The following is an 18,681-nucleotide window of genomic DNA, read 5'->3' on the forward strand; positions in this document are numbered from 1 at the left end:
ATCTGCCCCGCGGCCGCCAAAATGTTTGATTCAAAGGAACTCGTCGATGATCGACTCACCCTTATTTCAGCCCAGCGCAGGCCAGATTCACACGAGCGCAATCACGAGATTTCGCGAATTCTGCGCGTGGACCTACAAGGCTGATCTACCCGACCATGATGCCTTTCAACAATGGTCAATCGATGAACGCGGGACTTTCTGGTCTGCCGTCTGGGATTATTGCGGCGTGATTGGACAGCCCGGGCCGCGCGATCTCATCAACGGCGACGTCATGCTCGACGCTCGCTTCTTTCCCGACGCCAGCCTAAACTTCGCCAGAAACCTCCTAATCAAGCATGGTCCCGAGGATGCGCTGATCTTCCGCGGCGAGGACAAGGTCAGTTGCCGCTGGAGCTGGGATCAGCTCCATTCCACCGTCTCCAAGCTGCAGCAGGCATTCCGCGCGATGGGGCTGGGCAGGGGCGACCGCATATCGGCGATGATGCCGAACATGCCGGAGACCATTGCCTGCATGCTGGCCGCCGCATCGATCGGCGCCATCTGGTCGTCCTGCTCGCCTGATTTCGGCGAACAGGGCGTGCTTGACCGCTTCGGCCCGATCGAGCCCAAGCTTTTCATCACCTGCGACGCTTATTGGTACAATGGCAAGCTGCAGGATGTCGGCGACAAAGTCCGCGCCATGGCGCGGAAGCTCGGCTGCCCGGTCATGGTGGTCAAATATGCCGGCGATGCCGAGGCGCTGGCCGCCGCGCTCGCTAATGCGCGGACCTTTGACGCCGCGACGATTCCTTACACCGCCAAGCCGGTTGAATACGAGCAACTGCCGTTCGGCCACCCACTCTATATCCTCTTCTCCTCCGGCACGACCGGTGTCCCGAAATGCATCGTCCATTCAGCCGGCGGCACGCTGTTGCAGCATCTGAAGGAGCACCGCTTCCATTCCGGTGTCGGCGATGGCGACAAGCTGTTCTACTTCACCACCTGCGGCTGGATGATGTGGAACTGGCTGGCCTCGGGGCTGGCGAGCGGCGCAACACTCTGCCTGTTCGACGGCTCGCCGTTCGCGCCCACGGGCAACGTGCTGTGGGACTATGCAGCGGAAGAGAAATTCGCCGTCTTCGGCACCTCCGCCAAATATATCGATGCCATCCGCAAAGGCGGCATCGAACCCTTGAAGACACATGATCTCTCCGAGCTTCGCCTCATCACCTCGACCGGTTCGCCACTATCTCCGAAGGGCTTCTCCTTCGTCTATAACGGCATCAAGCCGGACGTCCAGTTCGCCTCGATTTCCGGCGGCACCGACATCGTCTCCTGCTTCGTGCTCGGCAATCCGGTTAAACCGGTATGGCGCGGTGAGATTCAGGGCCCAGGACTCGGCCTGGCGGTCGATGTCTGGGACGACGAGGGCAAGCCGGTGCGGCGGGAGAAGGGCGAGCTGGTCTGCACCCGCGCCTTCCCCTCGATGCCGGTGGGCTTCTGGAACGACAAGGACGGCGCGAAATACCGCGCGGCGTATTTCGAGCGTTTCGACAATGTCTGGTGCCACGGCGATTTCGCCGAATGGACCGAACATGACGGCCTGATCATCCACGGCCGCTCGGATGCCACACTCAATCCCGGAGGCGTCCGTATCGGCACCGCCGAGATCTACAATCAGGTCGAACAGCTCGATGAAGTCGCGGAAGCCATCTGCATCGGCCAGGACTGGGACGACGATGTCCGCGTGATCCTCTTCGTCCGCCTCGCACCCGGGCTAGAGTTGGACGCCAATCTCGAAAAGAAGATCAAGACAAAGATCCGCACCGGCGCCTCGCCGCGGCATGTGCCGGCCAAGATCATAGAGGTCGCCGACATCCCGCGCACCAAGTCCGGCAAGATCGTCGAACTCGCCGTCCGCGAGGTCGTGCATGGCAGACCGGTGAAGAACAAGGAAGCGCTCGCCAATCCGGAAGCGCTGGAGCTCTTTGCGACCGCGAAAGCACTTCTCGCCAAGTAGGCAATTATACTGCAATACTATTCACTTCAATAAATCCTGCATCCTAAGAACATCAGCACAGTTTTCTTTCGCATAGAATACATATGTCCGTTATTTTTCCGACGGTTAAGTCGAGTACTCGTTATTTCCGTCAAAATGGTTAGAATGTCTATGGTCATCGATGGTAAATTTGATCAACCGGAATAAAGGAGATGCTTCATGGATAATGCACTCAAGGTCAGTGGATCGGTGGCCGCCGCGGGCGAGGGGTCTTTCCTTGAAAGTGTCGAAAGTTATATCGATCGAGCTTTTGGCCACCTCGATCTGCCGGAGGGGCTGGCGGAACGGATACGCGCATGCAACTCCATCTACACGGTTCGCTTCGGTGTCGTGGGAGGATGTACAGCTTCACGGGATGGCGATCAGTCCACAGCGAGCACGTCGAGCCCGCGAAGGGCGGAATTCGCTACGATTCCGCTGCCAACGCTAGCGAAGTAGAGGCGCTAGCAGCCCTGATGAGCTTGAAATGCGCATTGGTCGATGTGCCTTTCGGTGGATCCAAAGGTGCTCTTTGCGTCGACCCGAAGCAATGGGAGGTCCATGAGCTCGAGCGCATCACCCGCCGATTTACCCAGGAGTTGGCGAAGCGAAACCTGATCTCACCAGGTCGAAACGTTCCCGCGCCTGATATGGGAACGGGCGAGCGCGAGATGGCTTGGATGGCCGATGAATACAAGCGCACCGGCCCGTCGGATATCGTCAATGCAAATGCATGCGTTACGGGAAAGCCGCTTTCGCGCGGCGGCATTGCCGGGCGAACAGAAGCGACTGGCCGCGGCGTACAGTACGCAATCCACTGCTATCTACGCGATCTCGCCCAAGGTGACATCGATGGCCGGCGCGATCTGTCTGCAATGAAAGTCATTGTGCAGGGTTTCGGCAATGTTGGCTACCATGCAGCCAAGTTTCTCAGTGAGGAAGACCGTGCGAAGATTATCTGCATCGTCGAACGCGATGGCTTCATCTTCAATCCGGACGGGCTTGATATCGAAGTAGTGAACAGTCACCGCATCCGCACCGGGAGCATCCTCGATTTTCCTGGCGCTCAGAGTTCCACCGAGAAGGAGCGTGGGCTCGAAATCGAGTGCGATATCCTAATTCCCGCGGCGATGGAAAATGCCATCACGATCGATAACGCCAGCCGCATCAGGGCGAAACTCGTCGCAGAAGCAGCCAATGGACCTGTTTCCTTCCAGGCGGAAAGGATCCTTCAGCAAAATGGGATCGTTATTCTGCCCGACCTGTTCGTGAACGCCGGTGGCGTGATCGTCAGCTACTTTGAATGGGTGAAGAACCTGACCCACATCCCGTTTGGCCTGATGGAGCGTCGTCGGCGAGAGCGCCGCAACTCGCAAATCACAAGCGCACTTGAATCGATGACAGGTAAGCCTTTTCCCGAGGACATGCGGGGCGAATTTCTCGAGGGCGGTCGCGAAGTCGACTTGGTGCGTTCGGGCTTGGACGACGTTATGCGGGGTGCATACGACAGGATGGCGAAGGTTCTCAGCGAGAAGCCCGAGATCAAAGATTTCCGCACAGCTGCCTACTACATCGCACTTCACCAGATCGGCGACGCGTACAAGGCGATTGGAATCTAGCATGGCTCGAAATCGTGCTCCCGAAAGTCCTATCGCGACAGAGGCGGGTCCAAACCCGAAGGACGACGCTGTCTATCGACCGATCGCGCTGGGCGCAGTCTGTGCCGCCGCTTCCATTGCATCGTCCGAGAAGCAAGCGAGCACGAGCAATACTGCATTCGATGTCCGCTTGCTCCCGGAAAGCACTCCAGACTGGCAGTAGGCGACCACCTCGCGAAATTCAAACACTCACAATAGGATAGGCCATGCTTGAAGCCGCCATCGATGCCAGCCATAACGCCGGCGCCAAACCGTTTGAACAATTTGCAACGCCGGTTCGCGAACAATCGAACCTTCGCAAAGCAATCATCGCAGCTTTCCGCCGACCCGAGACCGAATGCCTCCTGCCGCTGGTCGAGGCAGCGCGTGCTCCAGCCGACCTGAGGGCATCGATCCGCGGCACAGCCCGCAAGTTAATCGAGGCACTTCGAGCGAAACATAAGGGGACCGGCGTCGAAGGACCGGTCCAGGAATACTCGCTGTCGAGCCAAGAGGGCGTTGCTCTCATGTGTCTTGCGGAGGCACTGCTGCGCATTCCAGACACTGCAACACGCGATGCGCTGATCCGCGATAAGATTTCCGAAGGCGACTGGAAATCGCATGTCGGTGGCGGCCGCTCGCTCTTCGTCAATGCCATGACCTGCTTGGTCGTGACAGGCAAGCTGACCTCGACGGTCAACGACCGCAGCCTTGCCGCGGCGCTGACGCGGCTAATCGCCCGCTGCGGCGAGCCTGTGATCCGCCGCGGCGTCGATATGGCGACGCGGCTCGTGAGCTTGGCAGCTTGCCGGCAGTTGGCCTTCAAAAGGAGCTTGTCGGAGCTGTAGGTGAGCGCAATCTCTACGCGCTCCATCCGCGTGGCCGCCTCTTTCTCGCTCCAAAGACCGAAGATGGGCTCTATCGGCAAATTGCAGCCGCTCTGGCGACCGGAAACCAACTGGTCATCGACGTGGCAACCGGTCTTCGCCCGTCATTGAAGGGCTTGCCGGTGAGCGTTGCGGATCGCATCACTTGGTCGACGGATTGGGACAAAGATGGCCCATTCGCCTCTGCCCTTGTCGAGGGTGACGCAGATCGCGCGTGTGCTATCAACAAAAAGATCGCTGCCCTGGATGGGCCACTGGTGCTGGTTCAGACAGCGACTACGGATGAGATCCGACGCGATATCGAGACCAACTGCCTCAACTGGCTCGTCGAGGAGGTTTCACCTCGATCAACAACCGCTGCAGCTAGTGGGGAATGCGAGCTTGATGACGATTGGCTGAGCCGGTGGTCGCTCGGGTCGTCCATGAGGGCGACCCGAAGTTTGAGAGTAAGGGCTCCGGGTGGTTGCCTGAGATGCCCCAATTTTTTGCCGCTCGGTTGGCCGAAACAGCGCCTCCGAGCCGCCGGCGGCGCTTTCAGTTTTGGCGTCGATGTGCACGGCATGATCGACTTGGTTTTTCGCTCAAAAGCCTAAAGAATCGCCTGAAAATGCTATTGACTCCGGTTGATCTTTGATCAAGGATTATATTGCCGATCAGCACGGGAAAGCTGACGGCCAAAACCGGGAGACTAAAGATGAATCGTCGTGAATTCCTTGCTCGCCAAGGAGCGCTTCTTGCCGCCGTCGGCATGGCTGCAGTATATCCTTCAATGAGCGCGCGAGCGGCAGCAAGTGCCGAAGCGCTCAACGTCCCTCTTAAGTTCCTTGGTTGGCAGGGTTACGATGACCCTAAGGCAATGGGAACGCTTACTGCGCAGGGTCTCACCCTGGATGCCCAATACATCACCGGCAATGCTGAGATTGTAACGAAACTCCGTAGCGGCGGAGTGGGGTCGATTGATGTTGTCACGCCCGGCATCAGTGCCGTCGAGCCCCTGATCAGGACAAAGCTGGTCGAGCCGATTGACGCGACGAAACTGCCAAGCAGCGAGCGCTTCTTCAGCCAGTTCCGTAACATGTCGTGGCAGCAGTCGGACGGCAAGAACTATGCCGTGCCGGTGAGCTGGAGCGACTATCCGATGAGCTACCGCGCAGACCTGTTCAAGGATCTTCCCAAGAAATGGGCCGATCTCGGCGATGAGAAGTACCGCGGAAAGCTCATCACGCTGGATGATCCTGCAAACCTCTGGATCTTCGCACGGGCACTATTCAAATCCTCTGATTTCTCCAAGATGACCAAGGATCAGGTCAGTCAGGCTGCCGAAGCTTTCATGCCGGTCAAGGCGAACCTGACTACGATTGCGCCAAGCTTTGGTGACATTGCTGACGTTCTGGCTCGCGGGGATGCACAAGCAAGTGTACTGGGATGGCGGTTTATCGACACCAAGCTGAAGGCGAAGGGCATCGATGGAGTGTCCTATGTTCCACCGGAAGACGGCACATTCCTCTGGTGTGACTCATACTGCATCGCCGCAAAGGCCCCGCATCTGGAGCAGACTTACGCGTTTCTCAATCAGATGCTTTCCGCAGAGGGCAACGCCATCATCGGCGCTGCAATCGGCTGTGGCGTTGTGAACGCCGAGGCGGTTGCGCTTCTGCCTGAGGATCAGCGAAAGCTTTATCCTTACGAAGATCTTCCGGCCTTCCTGGAAAAGAACACGTTCTATATTCCGCCGGCCCTTGAGGCCGAGGGTGAAATCGCAACCATGCGCGATTGGACCGAAGCTTGGGAACGAATCAAGCTGTCATGATCTCGCAGGGAGTTGGAAATTCCGCAGTCTCGGTCCAAGGGGTCACGAAGCAGTTTGGCACATTCACCGCCCTGTCGAGCATTTCGCTCGACGTGGCGCCTGGCCGCTTTGTCTCTTTGCTTGGTCCGTCAGGCTGCGGCAAGACGACGTTGATGCGCATCGTCGCCGGGCTGGATCGTCAATCAACAGGGCGCGTTGTGATAGCGGGGAAAGACCTGTCGCTGACGCCGCCGCATCGCCGCCCTGTTGGCCTCGTTTTCCAGCGCTACGCGCTGTTTCCCCACATGACGGTAAGCCAGAATGTCGGGTTTGCGCTATCGCTGCAACGGGTGGAGAAAAAGAAGGCTGCCAATCGCGTTGGCGAGCTTCTCGAGATCGTCAGGCTGAGCGCCTTTGCAGATCGCCCGATCGATCAGCTTTCCGGCGGCCAGGCTCAGCGAGTGGCGCTCGCGCGCGCTCTTGCTGCCGGACCACCGGTTTTGCTGCTCGATGAACCGATGTCAGCACTGGACCTCAAGCTTCGCCAAGCGATGCAGCTCGAACTTCGGCAGCTGCAGCGTAGCATCGGCGCGACCTTCCTGTTCGTCACACACGATCAGGACGAGGCGATGGTCATGAGCGACGAGATCGTCCTTATGAACAGCGGAACCATCGTTCAACGTGGCTCACCTGAGGAGGTTTATAGCCGACCGAAAACTTTGTTCAGCGCAAAGTTTTGGGGGAAGCGAACATATTCACCGGGTCGCTCCGCCGTGAGGGAAATAAGTCCTTGCTTCAATCGGCTGATGTGAACATCCGCTTCGATGCTCACGATGATCGAGACACGGGAGCGGGCCTCGTCTGCGTCCGACCCGAGTCCATAAAGATTGAGGTGGCACCGAACGTCTCGTCTGTCGCGTCCGAGCCAAATTCGTTAACCGGACAGGTTAGAGAGGCAATCTTTCAAGGCGCATTCAGGCGCTATCTGGTCCAGGTCGGCGAGCAAAGCGTTATGGTCCAGCAACCGGTTCTCCCCGGCGGAGGCGGCGCATTCTCGCAAGGCGACCGCGTTCTTCTCAGCTGGCCGGACAACTCGGTCGCGCAAATCGAAGACGCACCAATGGTTAGGCAGTTTTACCTCATGGCTGCGCCGGCCAGCCTCTTCATGGCCGTCTTCTTCATTATCCCATGCGGCGTGTTATTCGCGTATTCTTTCGGTAGCACAAGCTACGCCGACATTTCGTTCGGTACCTCACCAGAGAATTACATCAAGATCTTCACCGACCCACTGTTCCGTGAGATTCTGCTGCGATCTCTTTGGATGGGATCGACGATCGGGCTGGCGTCAGTCGTGCTTGCGTTTCCGTTGGCCTATGCGATCACGCTAGGCCCGCTTCGGCGGGCAGGGACCATTATTCTGCTCCTGGTGATGGTCTCCCTGTTCACAGCCTACATCGTGCGGATTTACGCATGGCGGTCACTCCTCGGCCGCAATGGTGCGATCACCCAGTTGTTGAGCTGGACGGGTGTCACCGACGCGCCATTGCAAACCTTCGCGTATAGCAAAGCTGCCGTGATCGTGACTTTGACAAGCATCCTCGTACCGGTCGCTATACTTCCGCTCGCTTCGGCCCTTTCCGGGGTGTCGGCGCAATGTATCGAGGCAGCGAAGAGCCTCGGCGCTACTTCGATCGGTGCCTTTTTCCGGGTCACCGTGCCAATGGCCAGCCGCGGTATCGTGTCCGCGTTTGCGCTGACGTTCGTCATCGCAGCTGGCGATTTCGTCACCCCTCAACTTCTTGGCGGACCCAAGGCGCAGCTTGCCGGGAACGCAGTGGTCGGTCGATTTGGTCTTTCATTTGACTGGCCGCTCGGGTCCGCAATTGCGTTCAGCTTGGTAATTTCCATGGGGATATTCCTATGGGCGGTCACCGCTTTGCTGAGGCGTATTGGAATCAAGGATCGACCATGAACCAGGGACGTCTCTCGACTTTTGCGTTTAGTTTATACACGGCAATCCTGCTGGTATTTCTCTTCGCTCCTATCGCCATCGTGGTCCTTTTTTCCTTCGATGCGAAAGGACTTGCGGCTTTCCCTTTCGAGGGCCCGACAACGGAATGGTATATGTCTGTTGCGCGCGACCCGATCATGCGCAAGGCTGCGGTCAACAGTGTGTTCGTCGCGCTCAGCACCACGATCTGCTGCATACTGATCGGCACTTCGGCAGCCTTCGCCATCGCCAGATTCAGATTCCGTCGTGCATCGCTGTTCGCTGGTTTGATGGCGCTGCCATTGCTCTTGCCGCACCTTCTGCTCGGGATCTCTTTGCTATCGTTCTTCACGAGCCTTGGCATCGGTCTTTCGGTATGGACCGCTATCATCGGCCACGTACTGATCACTCTGCCATTCATGGTGTTCACACTCACCAGCCGAATTGCGAGCCTTGACCCGCAGATCCCCGAAGCAGCGGCAACACTCGGAGCGAACCCCGCTCAGGCATTCTACCGGGTCACGTTGCCTCTGATACGGAGTGCCATGGTAGGTGCGGCGCTTCTAGTTGTTGCGTGGTCGCTCGACGAGTTCAGCGTGTCGTTCTTCACGATCGGATCCGACAATACACTTCCGATCGTGATTTGGGGTCAGATGCGTGCCGGCGTCAGCCCGACGGTGAATGCGATTTCGGCGATAATGGTGCTCGCGACCATACTGCTGATCTACGTCGTGCACCGACTCTCCGACATCCGCTTCCAGTGAAGCGGATGTCGCCTCCCAGGACGGCCCGAAAAGTTGCTTTTCGGGCCGTCGACTGCTGGCAGTCGCTTTGTGCGACGAACGGATACTGTCCGTTTCAACTGACACTTCCAAAGCGAGACGATTTCCAGACATTTTTCGTAGCGAGACGATCGAGCAAGCTAAGCAGGGGGGACTGCGCATGCCGAATGATAGCTCAACGAGCACCCGCGAGGGGCACCCTGTCCGGGTAGCAGTTGTTGGCCTTGGAGAGAAGGTCCACCTTGCCGCTTTCTCCCTTGTCCCCAAGGCTCGTCTGGAAGCAGTCTGCGACTCGCGGGCTGACGTGGTCCACCAAATCTCCAACGAGTTGGGTGCTCGCGGCTACGTCGGCGTCGCCGAAATGATCCAGGCCGGCGGCATTGATTTGGTCATGATTCTTACACCGGCGGCAACGCACCGCGCTATTATCGAGACAGCGGCGGCCGCGGAGATCGACGTGTTCTGCGAGAAGCCCATAGCGACCAGCCTGCGAGATGCAGAAGAAATTGTTGCCCGGTGTCCGCAAGCATCGATCCGATGCTTTTATGGGTCGAGCTACAGATATCTACCAGCCATTCGAACTGCCCGCGAGCTCATCAAGACGGGGACGCTGGGTGCCGTACAGCTGTTGAGCGAAGTGGTTGTTTCCGGAAATGGCCTCGATGGTTATTCTCCGTGCCATTTTCACATTACCCGAAACGGGCCGGGCGGACCGGGTTTGAGTTTGATTGATCACGGCATCCATTGGTTGATGTGTTCGGTTGGCTCCTTGGTGAGCGGCCTGAAAAAGTCGTCGGAAAAGGCCTGACGTCAGGTCACGCTGCTGGGACCGAGTTCTTGATCGCAAAGTATCCATCTGGTGCCATAGGCCACTTGCTCTACAATAACGCGACCTTTCCGGTGACACTGCCGAACGAAGGAATTTTTGCAGGCGGCGCAGGGTGGGGTAACGACGGTCAGTATGTTTCTGCCGGCGGATGGATTTCGGATCCAGGCTCTATTTGCGTTTTGGGCACGCGCGGGTCTTTGCGGATTTTCCACTATGCGAATGCGCGATTTCTGAACACCGGCGATGGCCCGCGCCAGGTTGATGTAGCGGGTCTTCCATCCCCAAATCATTTCGCTGCCCAACTCGCTTCCTGTGTGGACGCTATTGAGGCGGGTTCGAAGCCTGACGTCGACGCGCAGGATGGGCTCGCGGCTCTTTCCATAATTTTGGAAGCCGGTGGTTTTGGAAACGGACCGGCCCTTGACCAACTTTAAGATAAATCTCTCGACAGCTGCGTATGCGGCCAGTCAACCAGCGTGTGCGCTGGAGGAACCGATCACGCTCTCATCCGCGGATTGGCTACCGCATTTACCATTTTCGTCGCGGGCCTTCCTCTTCTAAGGACGGGCATGAGCCAAAGCTCGCCCGAGCGTAGTCCGAGGTTTCCCATCATGCCTGGATTTCGCGGCACGCCGGTCAGGTTGGTTTTGTAACAGCAGCGACCCTCCTTTTAATTCTTTTCCGGCGTTACAAGCAACCGCGAACATCTGTCGGGTGGAAGCGCCTACTGACATCCCAAACGAAGCCGGCGAGTTCGCGGGCAACGGCGGTGATAATCTTCGGCTGCGGCTTGCCAAGGGCAGCCAGCCGTCGATAGCGCTTGCAAAGACGAGCTTGCGCCTTCCATGCGATGGCCCGGATCTCTTCCGGAAGCCCTTCGACCCGTGCTCGATACCGCCGCTCTTCTCGTGCTGGCAGACGATAGGACCAGACCGCTTCGACCAGCATCGCGCAAGCCTCGCCATTGCCGCTTTTTCGTAATGGCACCACGCCGATGGCGCGAGCCGTCGACGATTCCGAGGGGACAAGTCCGAGCCAACTCATCAATTGCTTCGGCGTTCGGAAGCGTGAGAGATCGCCAATTGCGGCCACCAATGTAGCCGCCACGACCAACCCGATCCCTCGCAGCGAATGCAATGCTTTGACGAGCGGCGCCAAAGGCCAGGTCCCGATCGCTTCTTGAAGGACTTTGTCCAAATCGCACCGAGCCTTCGCGTCTTCGATGCGACGAATGCATTCGCCGAAGACGAACTGTTTATGGACCGAAGCAAAAGCCTGCGCCAGCGCCAATGCATCCGTGTCCAGTTTGTACGACCCGGAAACCGTCGCCCCTGCCGCAACAGAAACCCCAGCAACATTTGCCGCCCAGCGACGAAGTCGTCCTTTGCTTGCCGGCGCGCCCTGACGAGGTCGCGCATGGCTTCATGACCTTCATCGGGGACCCATATGGCCGTCAGTTCGCCGGCCCGCAATAAACCCGCAAGCGTTTCAGATTGAAGTCGAGCAATTGCTGCATTTGCGCGAGCCATTGCGCCCCATCGCGCTGGACGCCGAGGCCGAGCTGGTCGGTATCTCTGAGATCGGTGAAGGCAGGGCGCGGCATGAGATGCTCATCCATCGGGCGAAACACCCTGCTGCCTTCGACCCAGACATCTACTGAGCGAAGCCGTCACTGCGTCCCGCCGGTCATTTTTGATCCGGTCTCCCGCGGCGTTGTCCATGAGCTTTCAGCCGGTCATAGGCGTTGCCGGCGAACAGATGCTTCACCCAGGGCCAGCGCTTGCGGATGCCGTCCAGGACCGCCTGAGCCCCGGCACTGTCGGAAATGTCGGCGGTGGTGAGGTTGACCATCAAGAGCCTCCCATTCGTATCGACGGCAATGTGGCGCTTGCGCCCGACAATCTTCTTGCCGGCGTCATAACCCCTTGTTTCAGCTTGCGGAGCCTTGACCGACTGACTCTCGATCACACCAGCAGTGGGACTGGCCTCGCGCCCAGCCCGCTCGCGATCCAGCATCAGCGCCACGTCATGGATGGTTTGGAACAGAAAGGCCGCGCCAACTCGCGGAACCAACCGTAGACCGTCTGCCACGGCCCGAAATGGATCGGCAGCATCCGCCAACCGCAACCGGAACGGACCAGGTAGCGCACGGCGTTGCTCACCTCCCGGAATTCAACCTCGCGCGGACGGCCGCGACGCCCAGGCCTGGGCATTAGCGGAGCGATCTGCTCCCATTCTTCGTCCGTTAAATCGGATGGGTAGCGCTTGGTTTTCTTGGCGATCTTGGCCATTCGCCCGCGGCTCTGCTCGGTCCACATCCAGAGCTTGAATCATAAATCGCTTCACCGCAAAACCCCACCCCTCGATTTTCCAAACGGTCTCTTAGCGTATGATTTCGAGCTGCTCTTGTTCTGACCCGTCTTAATGAATTCGTAATATAAATTAACAGAACTTAAACTCGTTCGCTGAAAGTATCATGATAATAATGCGACATGGGTTAAGGGCAGAGGCGACAGGATATGACCGTTTTTGCCGATCTCGAATTTGTCGCTCTATCTGCTCGTTCACGTGGATTTTTCACCGATGTTGAGTTACATGATCCCGGGTTCCGCAATGCGATCTTGGTGCGCGGCAGGTTTGATCTCAAAAGCTATACGGACGACCTGTTTAACCTGCTGGCGTTACACTGCCCTGCGAGTCTGTCCGCAGCGGTGACCATACGCCGTGCTGAGTTTTTAGCCGGGCGAGCGATGGCACAGGCGGCATTGCGGGCGCTGGGTCAAGCCGCTGCTGAGATTCCAATCGGCCTAGGCGGGGCTCCACTCTGGCCTTCCTCTTCCGCTGGGTCGATAACGCATGCCCGCGGGCATTGCGCTTGTTTCGCCATCGCCAATGGGAACTGGCGGGCAGGTGTCGACGTTGAGGCGCTGGCCAGCGGTCATGCTCTGGATGCGATCCTAAACATGACCATCAATGAGGATGAGCGTGCCTTGATCGCTCGACAAGTGGTCCTCTCTCCAGACCGGCTGGCGAGCTTGGTTTTTTCGGCCAAAGAAACACTCTTCAAAGCGCTCTATCCTGTGGCAAGGCGCCTTTTCGGATTCGACTGTGCAGAGTTACGAACGACGCCTAGAAACGGGCAACTACGACTGCATCTAACACAAACTATCTGTCCCGAACTGCTCGAGGGCCAGCACTATGACATTCGCTTTAGCATCGCTGCTGGCCATGTGTTGACCTGGTTGGCAGTAACACACCAGCATATGTCAATGTAGCGGCTCCGGCTGATACATTGTTAAGGCTGCCGAAGCTTCGGAACCAGGGCGCTGGAGATGGCGGCTGCCGTCGGCCGCCTCGGCCGGAAATCTCGGCGGCAGGTGCCCGTCGATCAGGATGGAAAGTGCGATGATGACGGTCCCAAGCGTATTCAAGATCATGAAAAAAGATACTGGATCGCGAGCCAGGAGCAACCTTAGCCTTCCCCAAGGCCACTCGAGCATTACAGCCGTAAATTTCGTTTGATATGTGCCTTCTGGGAAAGGGCTTGGTGAGCGCGTCTCCAGCAAGACCACGCGATGGTATGAGCCGGTTCGATGCGTTGCTGTGCCAAGCGGTTTGCGATGCGGCGCACTTCGTGCGTGGACCAGGGGATCAGGGCTCGGGTGGGCTGGTGCCCCGCCGTTTTCATGCAGCGCGTGAAACGTGTTCACAGGGCTTTCGAAGCACCCATTCCTGAGGTCATCCCCGGTTTTGGAGATCATGCCAAATGGCGACAAAAAGCTCGAAGTACGAAATACCACCATTGAAGGGTTCCCCGAGTTCGACGATTGAGCATGTCTATGCCGAACTGAAGAACGCTTTGATGGCCGGGGAATTTTCGCCCGGGCAGCCGATGCGTCTCAAGGAACTGGCTGTCGCATTCGGCACCAGCCACATGCCGATCCGCGAGTCGCTCAACCGGCTCAGCGGCATCGACATACTCGAACGGGCGCCGCGTCAGTCCGCGCGCGTTCCAATGATCACTGCTGAAGGCCTACGCGATCTTCTGGAAGTGCGCCTTCTGAATGAACGGCAGGCCATAGTCTGGGGCGCGAAGAAATCGGCTGGGAAGAGCCTGAACTATATCAGAGAAATCAATGACAAGATGGATCTGCTCAATCTGGAGAAGAACGCTGACGTGAAAAAGTATCTGAAGCTGAATCAACTGTTTCATTTTGCCGTTTACAATCTCTCTCAAAACAAGGTCTTGATGAACACGATCGAGGCGCATTGGCTTCAGGGGGGCCCGGTCCTCAGCCTCAGGCGAAAGGAACCAAAATTTGTTCCGGGCCACCATAATCATCGCGAAATCATCGACCAGTTGGAGAAGGGCAACGGCTTGGCTGCCGCCGACGCCCTCGAGCGCAACATCATGGAAGCGCATGAGCAGATTTTTGCGATTCTTGACAAGTCCGACCTGAAGGATCGTGCGGGAAATCGGGTCCCTGCCTAGGAACGCGGAATCGAACGGCCGCTCCTTTCGTACGCCTCAGGCGAAGGCCCCCCGTGAGAGCATGGCAAGCGAGCTGCGCTGTCGCACTGCGCTTAAATGTATGGGTCCTTTCCAAAAAAGAGGGGTGAGTGATTTCAGTAGGTTGTGATTCTGTCGGATTGCTCAGAGTGGCGGAACCCGGAGATCAACCCGTATATCCCGGAGCGAAACCCGGCACCGTCACCTCAAACTATCATGATGTTGCTATGGCCATGGGCCAAGATTGAATAGAGAGCCGTATGCGCTGAAAGGTGCACGGTGCACGTACAGTTCGGGGAGGAGAAGCGCAGCAGCACTTCTTACTCCACCCCCCGTGCGGCGCGGCTTCCGCCACGTCGTGGCCATCATGGACTGATTCAGCCGCAGGGTGCCGGCCTGGCGGCTGTCCAACACCATAGATAGCGACTTCTGCGTTACCGCCCTCGAGGAGGCGATGCTCGCCACGATAGGCCCGACATCTTCAAAACTGACCAGGGGAGCAAGGGCGGATTCAAGCGGTCGTCGCAACACTCTGAAGTTGGAGGTTGCGATGAGCATTCGAAAGCGGCGATCGGCACGGTCTGGACGAGCGCCATTACCTTCACCAGGACGGCCACCTTTGGCGGGGCGCGATGAACAGATTAGATTCTGGCGGGCGATCGCCGCGGGGCTGAGCAGCGAAGATGCTGCGCTCGAAGCCGGAGTGTCGCAGCCTGTAGGAACCAGATGGTTCCGAAAGGCGGGCGGTATGCCACCAGCGATGTTCAGATCCTCGGCGAAGCCGCTCTCCGGGCGGTACCTGTCATTGGTGGAGCGCGAAGAGATCGCACTTCTCAGGGTACAGGGCCATTCCATGCAGGAGATTGGGCGCCGGCTCGGTCGGTCCGCCTCGACAATCTCCCGTGAACTGCGGCGCAACGCGGCCACCCGCAGCGGCGGGTTGGAGTATCGGGCGACGACTGCCCAGTGGCATGCGGATCGATCGGCCCGTCGGCCCAGGCCGACCAAGCTTGCGTTCAACGCAACCTTGCGCACTTATGTAGAGGAGAGACTTGCTGGCGTTGTCGTGGCCCCGAGCGGCGCTCCCGTTCATGGTCCCACCGTTCCGTGGAAGGGCCGCCGGCATGGCCCGCGAAAGGATCGGCGATGGGCCAGGGCCTGGAGCCCTGAGCAGATTGCCCGACGCTTGCCGATCGACTTCCCGGACGACAAGACGATGCGCATCAGCCACGAAGCCATCTATCAGGCCCTCTTCGTTCAGGGCCGCGGAGTGCTGCGCCGCGAGCTGACGGCCTGCTTGCGAACGGGGCGTGTGCTGCGGGTCCCCAGGGCGCGCGTACGCAGGCGAGGTAAGAGCTTTGTCTCGCCGGAGATCATGATCAGTCAACGCCCCGCCGAAGCGGCCGATCGCGCGGTGCCGGGTCACTGGGAGGGAGACCTCATCCTCGGTCTTGGCAGCTCGGCGATCGGCACGCTGGTTGAACGTACGACACGCTTCACGATGCTGCTGCATCTTCCCCGGCTGGCGGGGCATGGCGAAGCTCCGCGCGCGAAGAACGGGCCTGCGCTCGCGGGACATGGAGCTGAAGCTGTCCGCGACGCAATTACGCGCACCATCATCACCTTGCCCGAAGAACTACGCCGTTCGCTGACCTGGGATCAGGGAGCCGAAATGGCCCAGCACGATCGTCTCACGATCGATGCGGGCGTCCAGGTCTTCTTCTGCGATCCGCAAAGCCCATGGCAGCGCGGCACCAACGAGAACACCAATGGGCTGCTGCGTCAGTACTTCCCGAAAGGCACCGACCTGAGCATCCACAGCGCCGACGAGATCGCCGCCGTGGCAGCGGCCCTCAATGCCCGGCCGAGAAAGACCCTCGGTTGGAGAACGCCGGCAGAGGCGCTTGACGAGTTGCTGCCATGAGTGAACACAATCGCTGTTGCGACGACCGCTTGAATCCGCCAAGTTCCCGAGCTTCGCCTTCACGGCCACGCTGAAGGACGCCGGCATCCGCATACCCATGGACGGGCGCGGCCACCGGATGGACAACGTATTCACCGAGTGGTTGTGGCGCGGCCACAAATACGAATGCGTCTTCCTCATACCTTCGAAACCGGCAGCGAGCTGCCCAGAGGATGGACTACTGAATCCGGCGACACCCGCAGACCTCGGCCGAAATATTAAGAAAATGTGAAGTTTTGGTGAATGGATTGACCGTGTAACTTGCCGCGCATACATCAAAGCAAAGCTATTTAGCAATGTCCTCGCATTCTGAAGGAAAACATGCAGAGTTTAAAAAAGGCCGCAGGCCCTTCAGATCAGACCATTGCAGCGTCCGTGCTTTGGTATGCATCCGAATTTCCTCGTCGTCCTGCTGTTATTTTCGGAACAGAAGCGATCAACTACAGGGATTTGTGGCTGCGAGCCTGTGAGATAGCTCGCGCCCTAAAAACTGGACGTGAAGCGGGTTTGGACCGCGTCGCCCTTCATTTTCCCATCGGCATTGACCGGATCGCGGCGATCCTCGGCTGTCAAATCCTAGGTGTTTCCTACGTTCCTGTGGAACCAAATCTTCCAGAGCGTCGCATGCGCGAGATGCTTGCGCAAACGGATCCGAGCGTGCTCCTCAGTTCATCGGCCGTCTATTCGGCGATCATCGAGGATGTTTCGTCCTGCTCGGCGGTGATGGTCGAGGAAGTTGGAGTGGGCGCAGCCGATGGTGGATCGTTGAACCGAGATTTGGCGCTGCCGCCGACGTCCGGTGGCTACGTTATCTTTACCTCGGGTTCGACTGGCAAGCCGAAGGCAGTCGACATGGGAGGAGCAGCACTTCAAAACCTCGTGGACTGGCAGATCGAACTTTCGACCCTGTCAGACAATGCGGCAACGGCTCAGTTCGCCCCCATTTCGTTTGATGTATCGTTTCAGGAGATCTTCTCCACGCTCTGTTCTGGTGGCCGTATCGTCATCCTAACGAATGAACAGCGGATCGACCCCGATTTGCTTTCGGACGAGATACAGCGTGCCGGGGTGGAACGATTGTTCCTGCCATTTATCGCTCTCCAACAATTGGCGTCGAATTGTGTGGAGCGCAATCTGTTTCCCGACAGTCTACGGGAGATCCACACCGCCGGCGAACAACTCGTGGTCTCTTCCGCTTTGCGCGAGTTTTTCAGCAAGCTCCCCGAGTGTCGGCTCTTCAATCAGTACGGTCCCTCCGAGACACACGTCGTCACCTGTCACGAGCTTGATAGCAATCCAGCCGGATGGCCTAGGTTACCGCCTATCGGTCGGGCTCTGCCGAATGTCGAACTCTTTATTTTAGGTGAAGATGCCCGACCGGTGAGGTCACGAGAGGTGGGAGAGCTCTATGTTGGTGGCGTTTGCCTCGCGCAGGGTTATTTCCAGGATAAGGAGCGAACAGAGGAACGGTTCGTGACTATCGATATTAACGGCACGCCAACGAGATTGTATCGGACCGGCGACTTTGCGACGTCGGATGAAAGTGGTTGTTTTTTCTTCTGTGGTCGCCGTGACCACCAAGTCAAGATCGACGGCTATAGGGTTGAACTTGGGGAAATTGAGAGCGTTATAGCGGATCACCCAGACGTAGCCGAAGTCGCCGTGGTTTTCGAGCGTGATGCAAATGGAACGGGACGACTGATCGCCTGCCTAACGAGCAAAGATGGGGCGCCAACCGACTGTCTCGAGACAGTAGTTCGCGCCCATGTCCGTGAGATGCTCCCTGGCTACATGGCGCCGGACCGTGTCCAGATCATCGGCGCGATGCCTAAAACGGCGAGTGGCAAGGTCGATCGCAAATCAATCGCCGAAAAGCTGTGTGCCGAAAAGGTCAAGACCTCGGCACCCCCTGTCGAGAAGCCTGCCAGTGCCACTACGAGCGGATCGGCGAAGGACAGCGATCTGTGCGGCGCGATCACCTCTCACTGGCGGGAGCTCCTGGACAATCCCTCGCTCGCGGATTCGGATAACGTGTTCGATTTTGGCGCGCGTTCGATCATGATCCCGGAGCTTCAACGCCGCCTTCGCCGCCAATTCGGGATTAACATGTCCGCGATCTTGGTCTTCCGGCATCCTTCGCCGAGGGGGCTTGCAGACTTTTTATCGCGAAGGTCGGCGAAGGGCGATGCATTGAACACGACGTTGGCTGGTCTCGCAAACCGGCGTGTGTCGACCAAAAGACGCGCTTCTCCGCGCTGATCCTGCGCACCGATGACC

The 18,681-nt window shown here is 58.2% G+C and carries 14 protein-coding genes and 5 pseudogenes; 15 read left to right on the forward strand and 4 right to left on the reverse strand.

The window, feature by feature from the left end; translation table 11 throughout:
* Positions 1–46 precede the first annotated feature (46 nt).
* From NKI47_RS18480 to NKI47_RS18525, 10 genes and pseudogenes are all read left to right on the forward strand, one after another.
* Entirely contained in the window at positions 47–1,999 is a 1,953-nt protein-coding gene (locus NKI47_RS18480; RefSeq protein WP_352592332.1) for an acetoacetate--CoA ligase, read from the forward strand.
* A 198-nt stretch (positions 2,000–2,197) separates the two neighbouring features.
* Positions 2,198–3,636: pseudogene (locus NKI47_RS18485) on the forward strand (Glu/Leu/Phe/Val family dehydrogenase).
* A gap of 245 nt (positions 3,637–3,881) precedes the next feature.
* Positions 3,882–4,448 (forward strand): annotated as a pseudogene (locus tag NKI47_RS18490) (trifunctional transcriptional regulator/proline dehydrogenase/L-glutamate gamma-semialdehyde dehydrogenase); the annotation flags it as partial.
* An 11-nt stretch (positions 4,449–4,459) separates the two neighbouring features.
* Positions 4,460–5,134 (forward strand): hypothetical protein, encoded by a 675-nt coding sequence (locus NKI47_RS18495; protein WP_352592335.1) that lies wholly within the window; start codon positions 4,460–4,462, stop codon positions 5,132–5,134.
* Between the two features lie 101 nt (positions 5,135–5,235).
* Positions 5,236–6,351, forward strand: coding sequence for an ABC transporter substrate-binding protein (locus tag NKI47_RS18500; protein WP_352592337.1), 1,116 nt, complete (start codon positions 5,236–5,238; stop codon positions 6,349–6,351).
* The gene (locus tag NKI47_RS18505; protein WP_352592340.1) at positions 6,348–7,142 is read left to right on the forward strand and encodes an ABC transporter ATP-binding protein; all 795 of its coding nucleotides are present in this window, start codon (positions 6,348–6,350) and stop codon (positions 7,140–7,142) included. Before NKI47_RS18500 ends, NKI47_RS18505 begins: the two co-directional genes overlap by 4 nt.
* On the forward strand, positions 7,121–8,302 hold the full coding sequence (locus tag NKI47_RS18510; RefSeq protein WP_352592343.1) for a TOBE domain-containing protein: 1,182 nt from the start codon (positions 7,121–7,123) through the stop codon (positions 8,300–8,302). Before NKI47_RS18505 ends, NKI47_RS18510 begins: the two co-directional genes overlap by 22 nt.
* Positions 8,299–9,084, forward strand: a complete 786-nt coding sequence (locus NKI47_RS18515) for an ABC transporter permease (RefSeq protein ID WP_352592345.1) — start codon at positions 8,299–8,301, stop codon at positions 9,082–9,084. Before NKI47_RS18510 ends, NKI47_RS18515 begins: the two co-directional genes overlap by 4 nt.
* Positions 9,085–9,262: 178 nt before the next feature.
* Positions 9,263–9,910, forward strand: coding sequence for a Gfo/Idh/MocA family protein (locus tag NKI47_RS18520; RefSeq protein WP_352592349.1), 648 nt, complete (start codon positions 9,263–9,265; stop codon positions 9,908–9,910).
* 29 nt (positions 9,911–9,939) lie between these two features.
* Positions 9,940–10,365, forward strand: coding sequence for a hypothetical protein (locus NKI47_RS18525; protein WP_352592351.1), 426 nt, complete (start codon positions 9,940–9,942; stop codon positions 10,363–10,365).
* A 253-nt stretch (positions 10,366–10,618) separates the two neighbouring features.
* Here NKI47_RS18525 and NKI47_RS18530 read toward each other — a convergent pair whose 3' ends face one another.
* The 3 genes and pseudogenes from NKI47_RS18530 to NKI47_RS18540 all read right to left on the reverse strand — a co-directional run.
* A complete protein-coding gene (locus NKI47_RS18530) occupies positions 10,619–11,221 on the reverse strand; it encodes a transposase (protein ID WP_352592353.1) in 603 nt (200 codons plus the stop codon).
* Positions 11,222–11,411: 190 nt separating this feature from the next.
* A pseudogene (locus NKI47_RS18535) lies at positions 11,412–11,600 on the reverse strand (hypothetical protein); the annotation flags it as partial.
* Positions 11,601–11,656: 56 nt separating this feature from the next.
* Positions 11,657–12,249: pseudogene (locus NKI47_RS18540) on the reverse strand (IS5 family transposase); the annotation flags it as partial.
* Positions 12,250–12,450: 201 nt separating this feature from the next.
* Here NKI47_RS18540 and NKI47_RS18545 point away from each other — a divergent pair.
* Positions 12,451–13,206, forward strand: a complete 756-nt coding sequence (locus NKI47_RS18545) for a 4'-phosphopantetheinyl transferase family protein (protein ID WP_352592356.1) — start codon at positions 12,451–12,453, stop codon at positions 13,204–13,206.
* Here NKI47_RS18545 and NKI47_RS18550 read toward each other — a convergent pair.
* On the reverse strand, positions 13,198–13,401 hold the full coding sequence (locus tag NKI47_RS18550) for a hypothetical protein (RefSeq protein WP_352592358.1): 204 nt from the start codon (positions 13,399–13,401) through the stop codon (positions 13,198–13,200). The two genes, NKI47_RS18545 and NKI47_RS18550, sit on opposite strands and share 9 nt — an antisense overlap.
* Before the next feature lie 296 nt (positions 13,402–13,697).
* Between NKI47_RS18550 and NKI47_RS18555 the strand changes: the two genes are divergently transcribed.
* The 4 genes and pseudogenes from NKI47_RS18555 (at position 13,698) to NKI47_RS18565 (ending at position 18,663) form a co-directional block, all read left to right on the forward strand.
* A complete protein-coding gene (locus NKI47_RS18555) occupies positions 13,698–14,423 on the forward strand; it encodes a GntR family transcriptional regulator (RefSeq protein WP_352592361.1) in 726 nt (241 codons plus the stop codon).
* 568 nt (positions 14,424–14,991) lie between these two features.
* The gene (locus NKI47_RS18560; protein WP_352592363.1) at positions 14,992–16,365 is read left to right on the forward strand and encodes an IS30 family transposase; all 1,374 of its coding nucleotides are present in this window, start codon (positions 14,992–14,994) and stop codon (positions 16,363–16,365) included.
* A 49-nt stretch (positions 16,366–16,414) separates the two neighbouring features.
* Positions 16,415–16,578 (forward strand): annotated as a pseudogene (locus NKI47_RS35155) (IS3 family transposase); the annotation flags it as partial.
* Positions 16,579–16,725: 147 nt separating this feature from the next.
* The gene (locus NKI47_RS18565) at positions 16,726–18,663 is read left to right on the forward strand and encodes an amino acid adenylation domain-containing protein (protein WP_352592366.1); all 1,938 of its coding nucleotides are present in this window, start codon (positions 16,726–16,728) and stop codon (positions 18,661–18,663) included.
* Positions 18,664–18,681: the final 18 nt, after the last annotated feature.

It is taken from the genome of Mesorhizobium sp. M0633 (genome assembly GCF_040320645.1).
GTDB lineage: Bacteria > Pseudomonadota > Alphaproteobacteria > Rhizobiales > Rhizobiaceae > Mesorhizobium.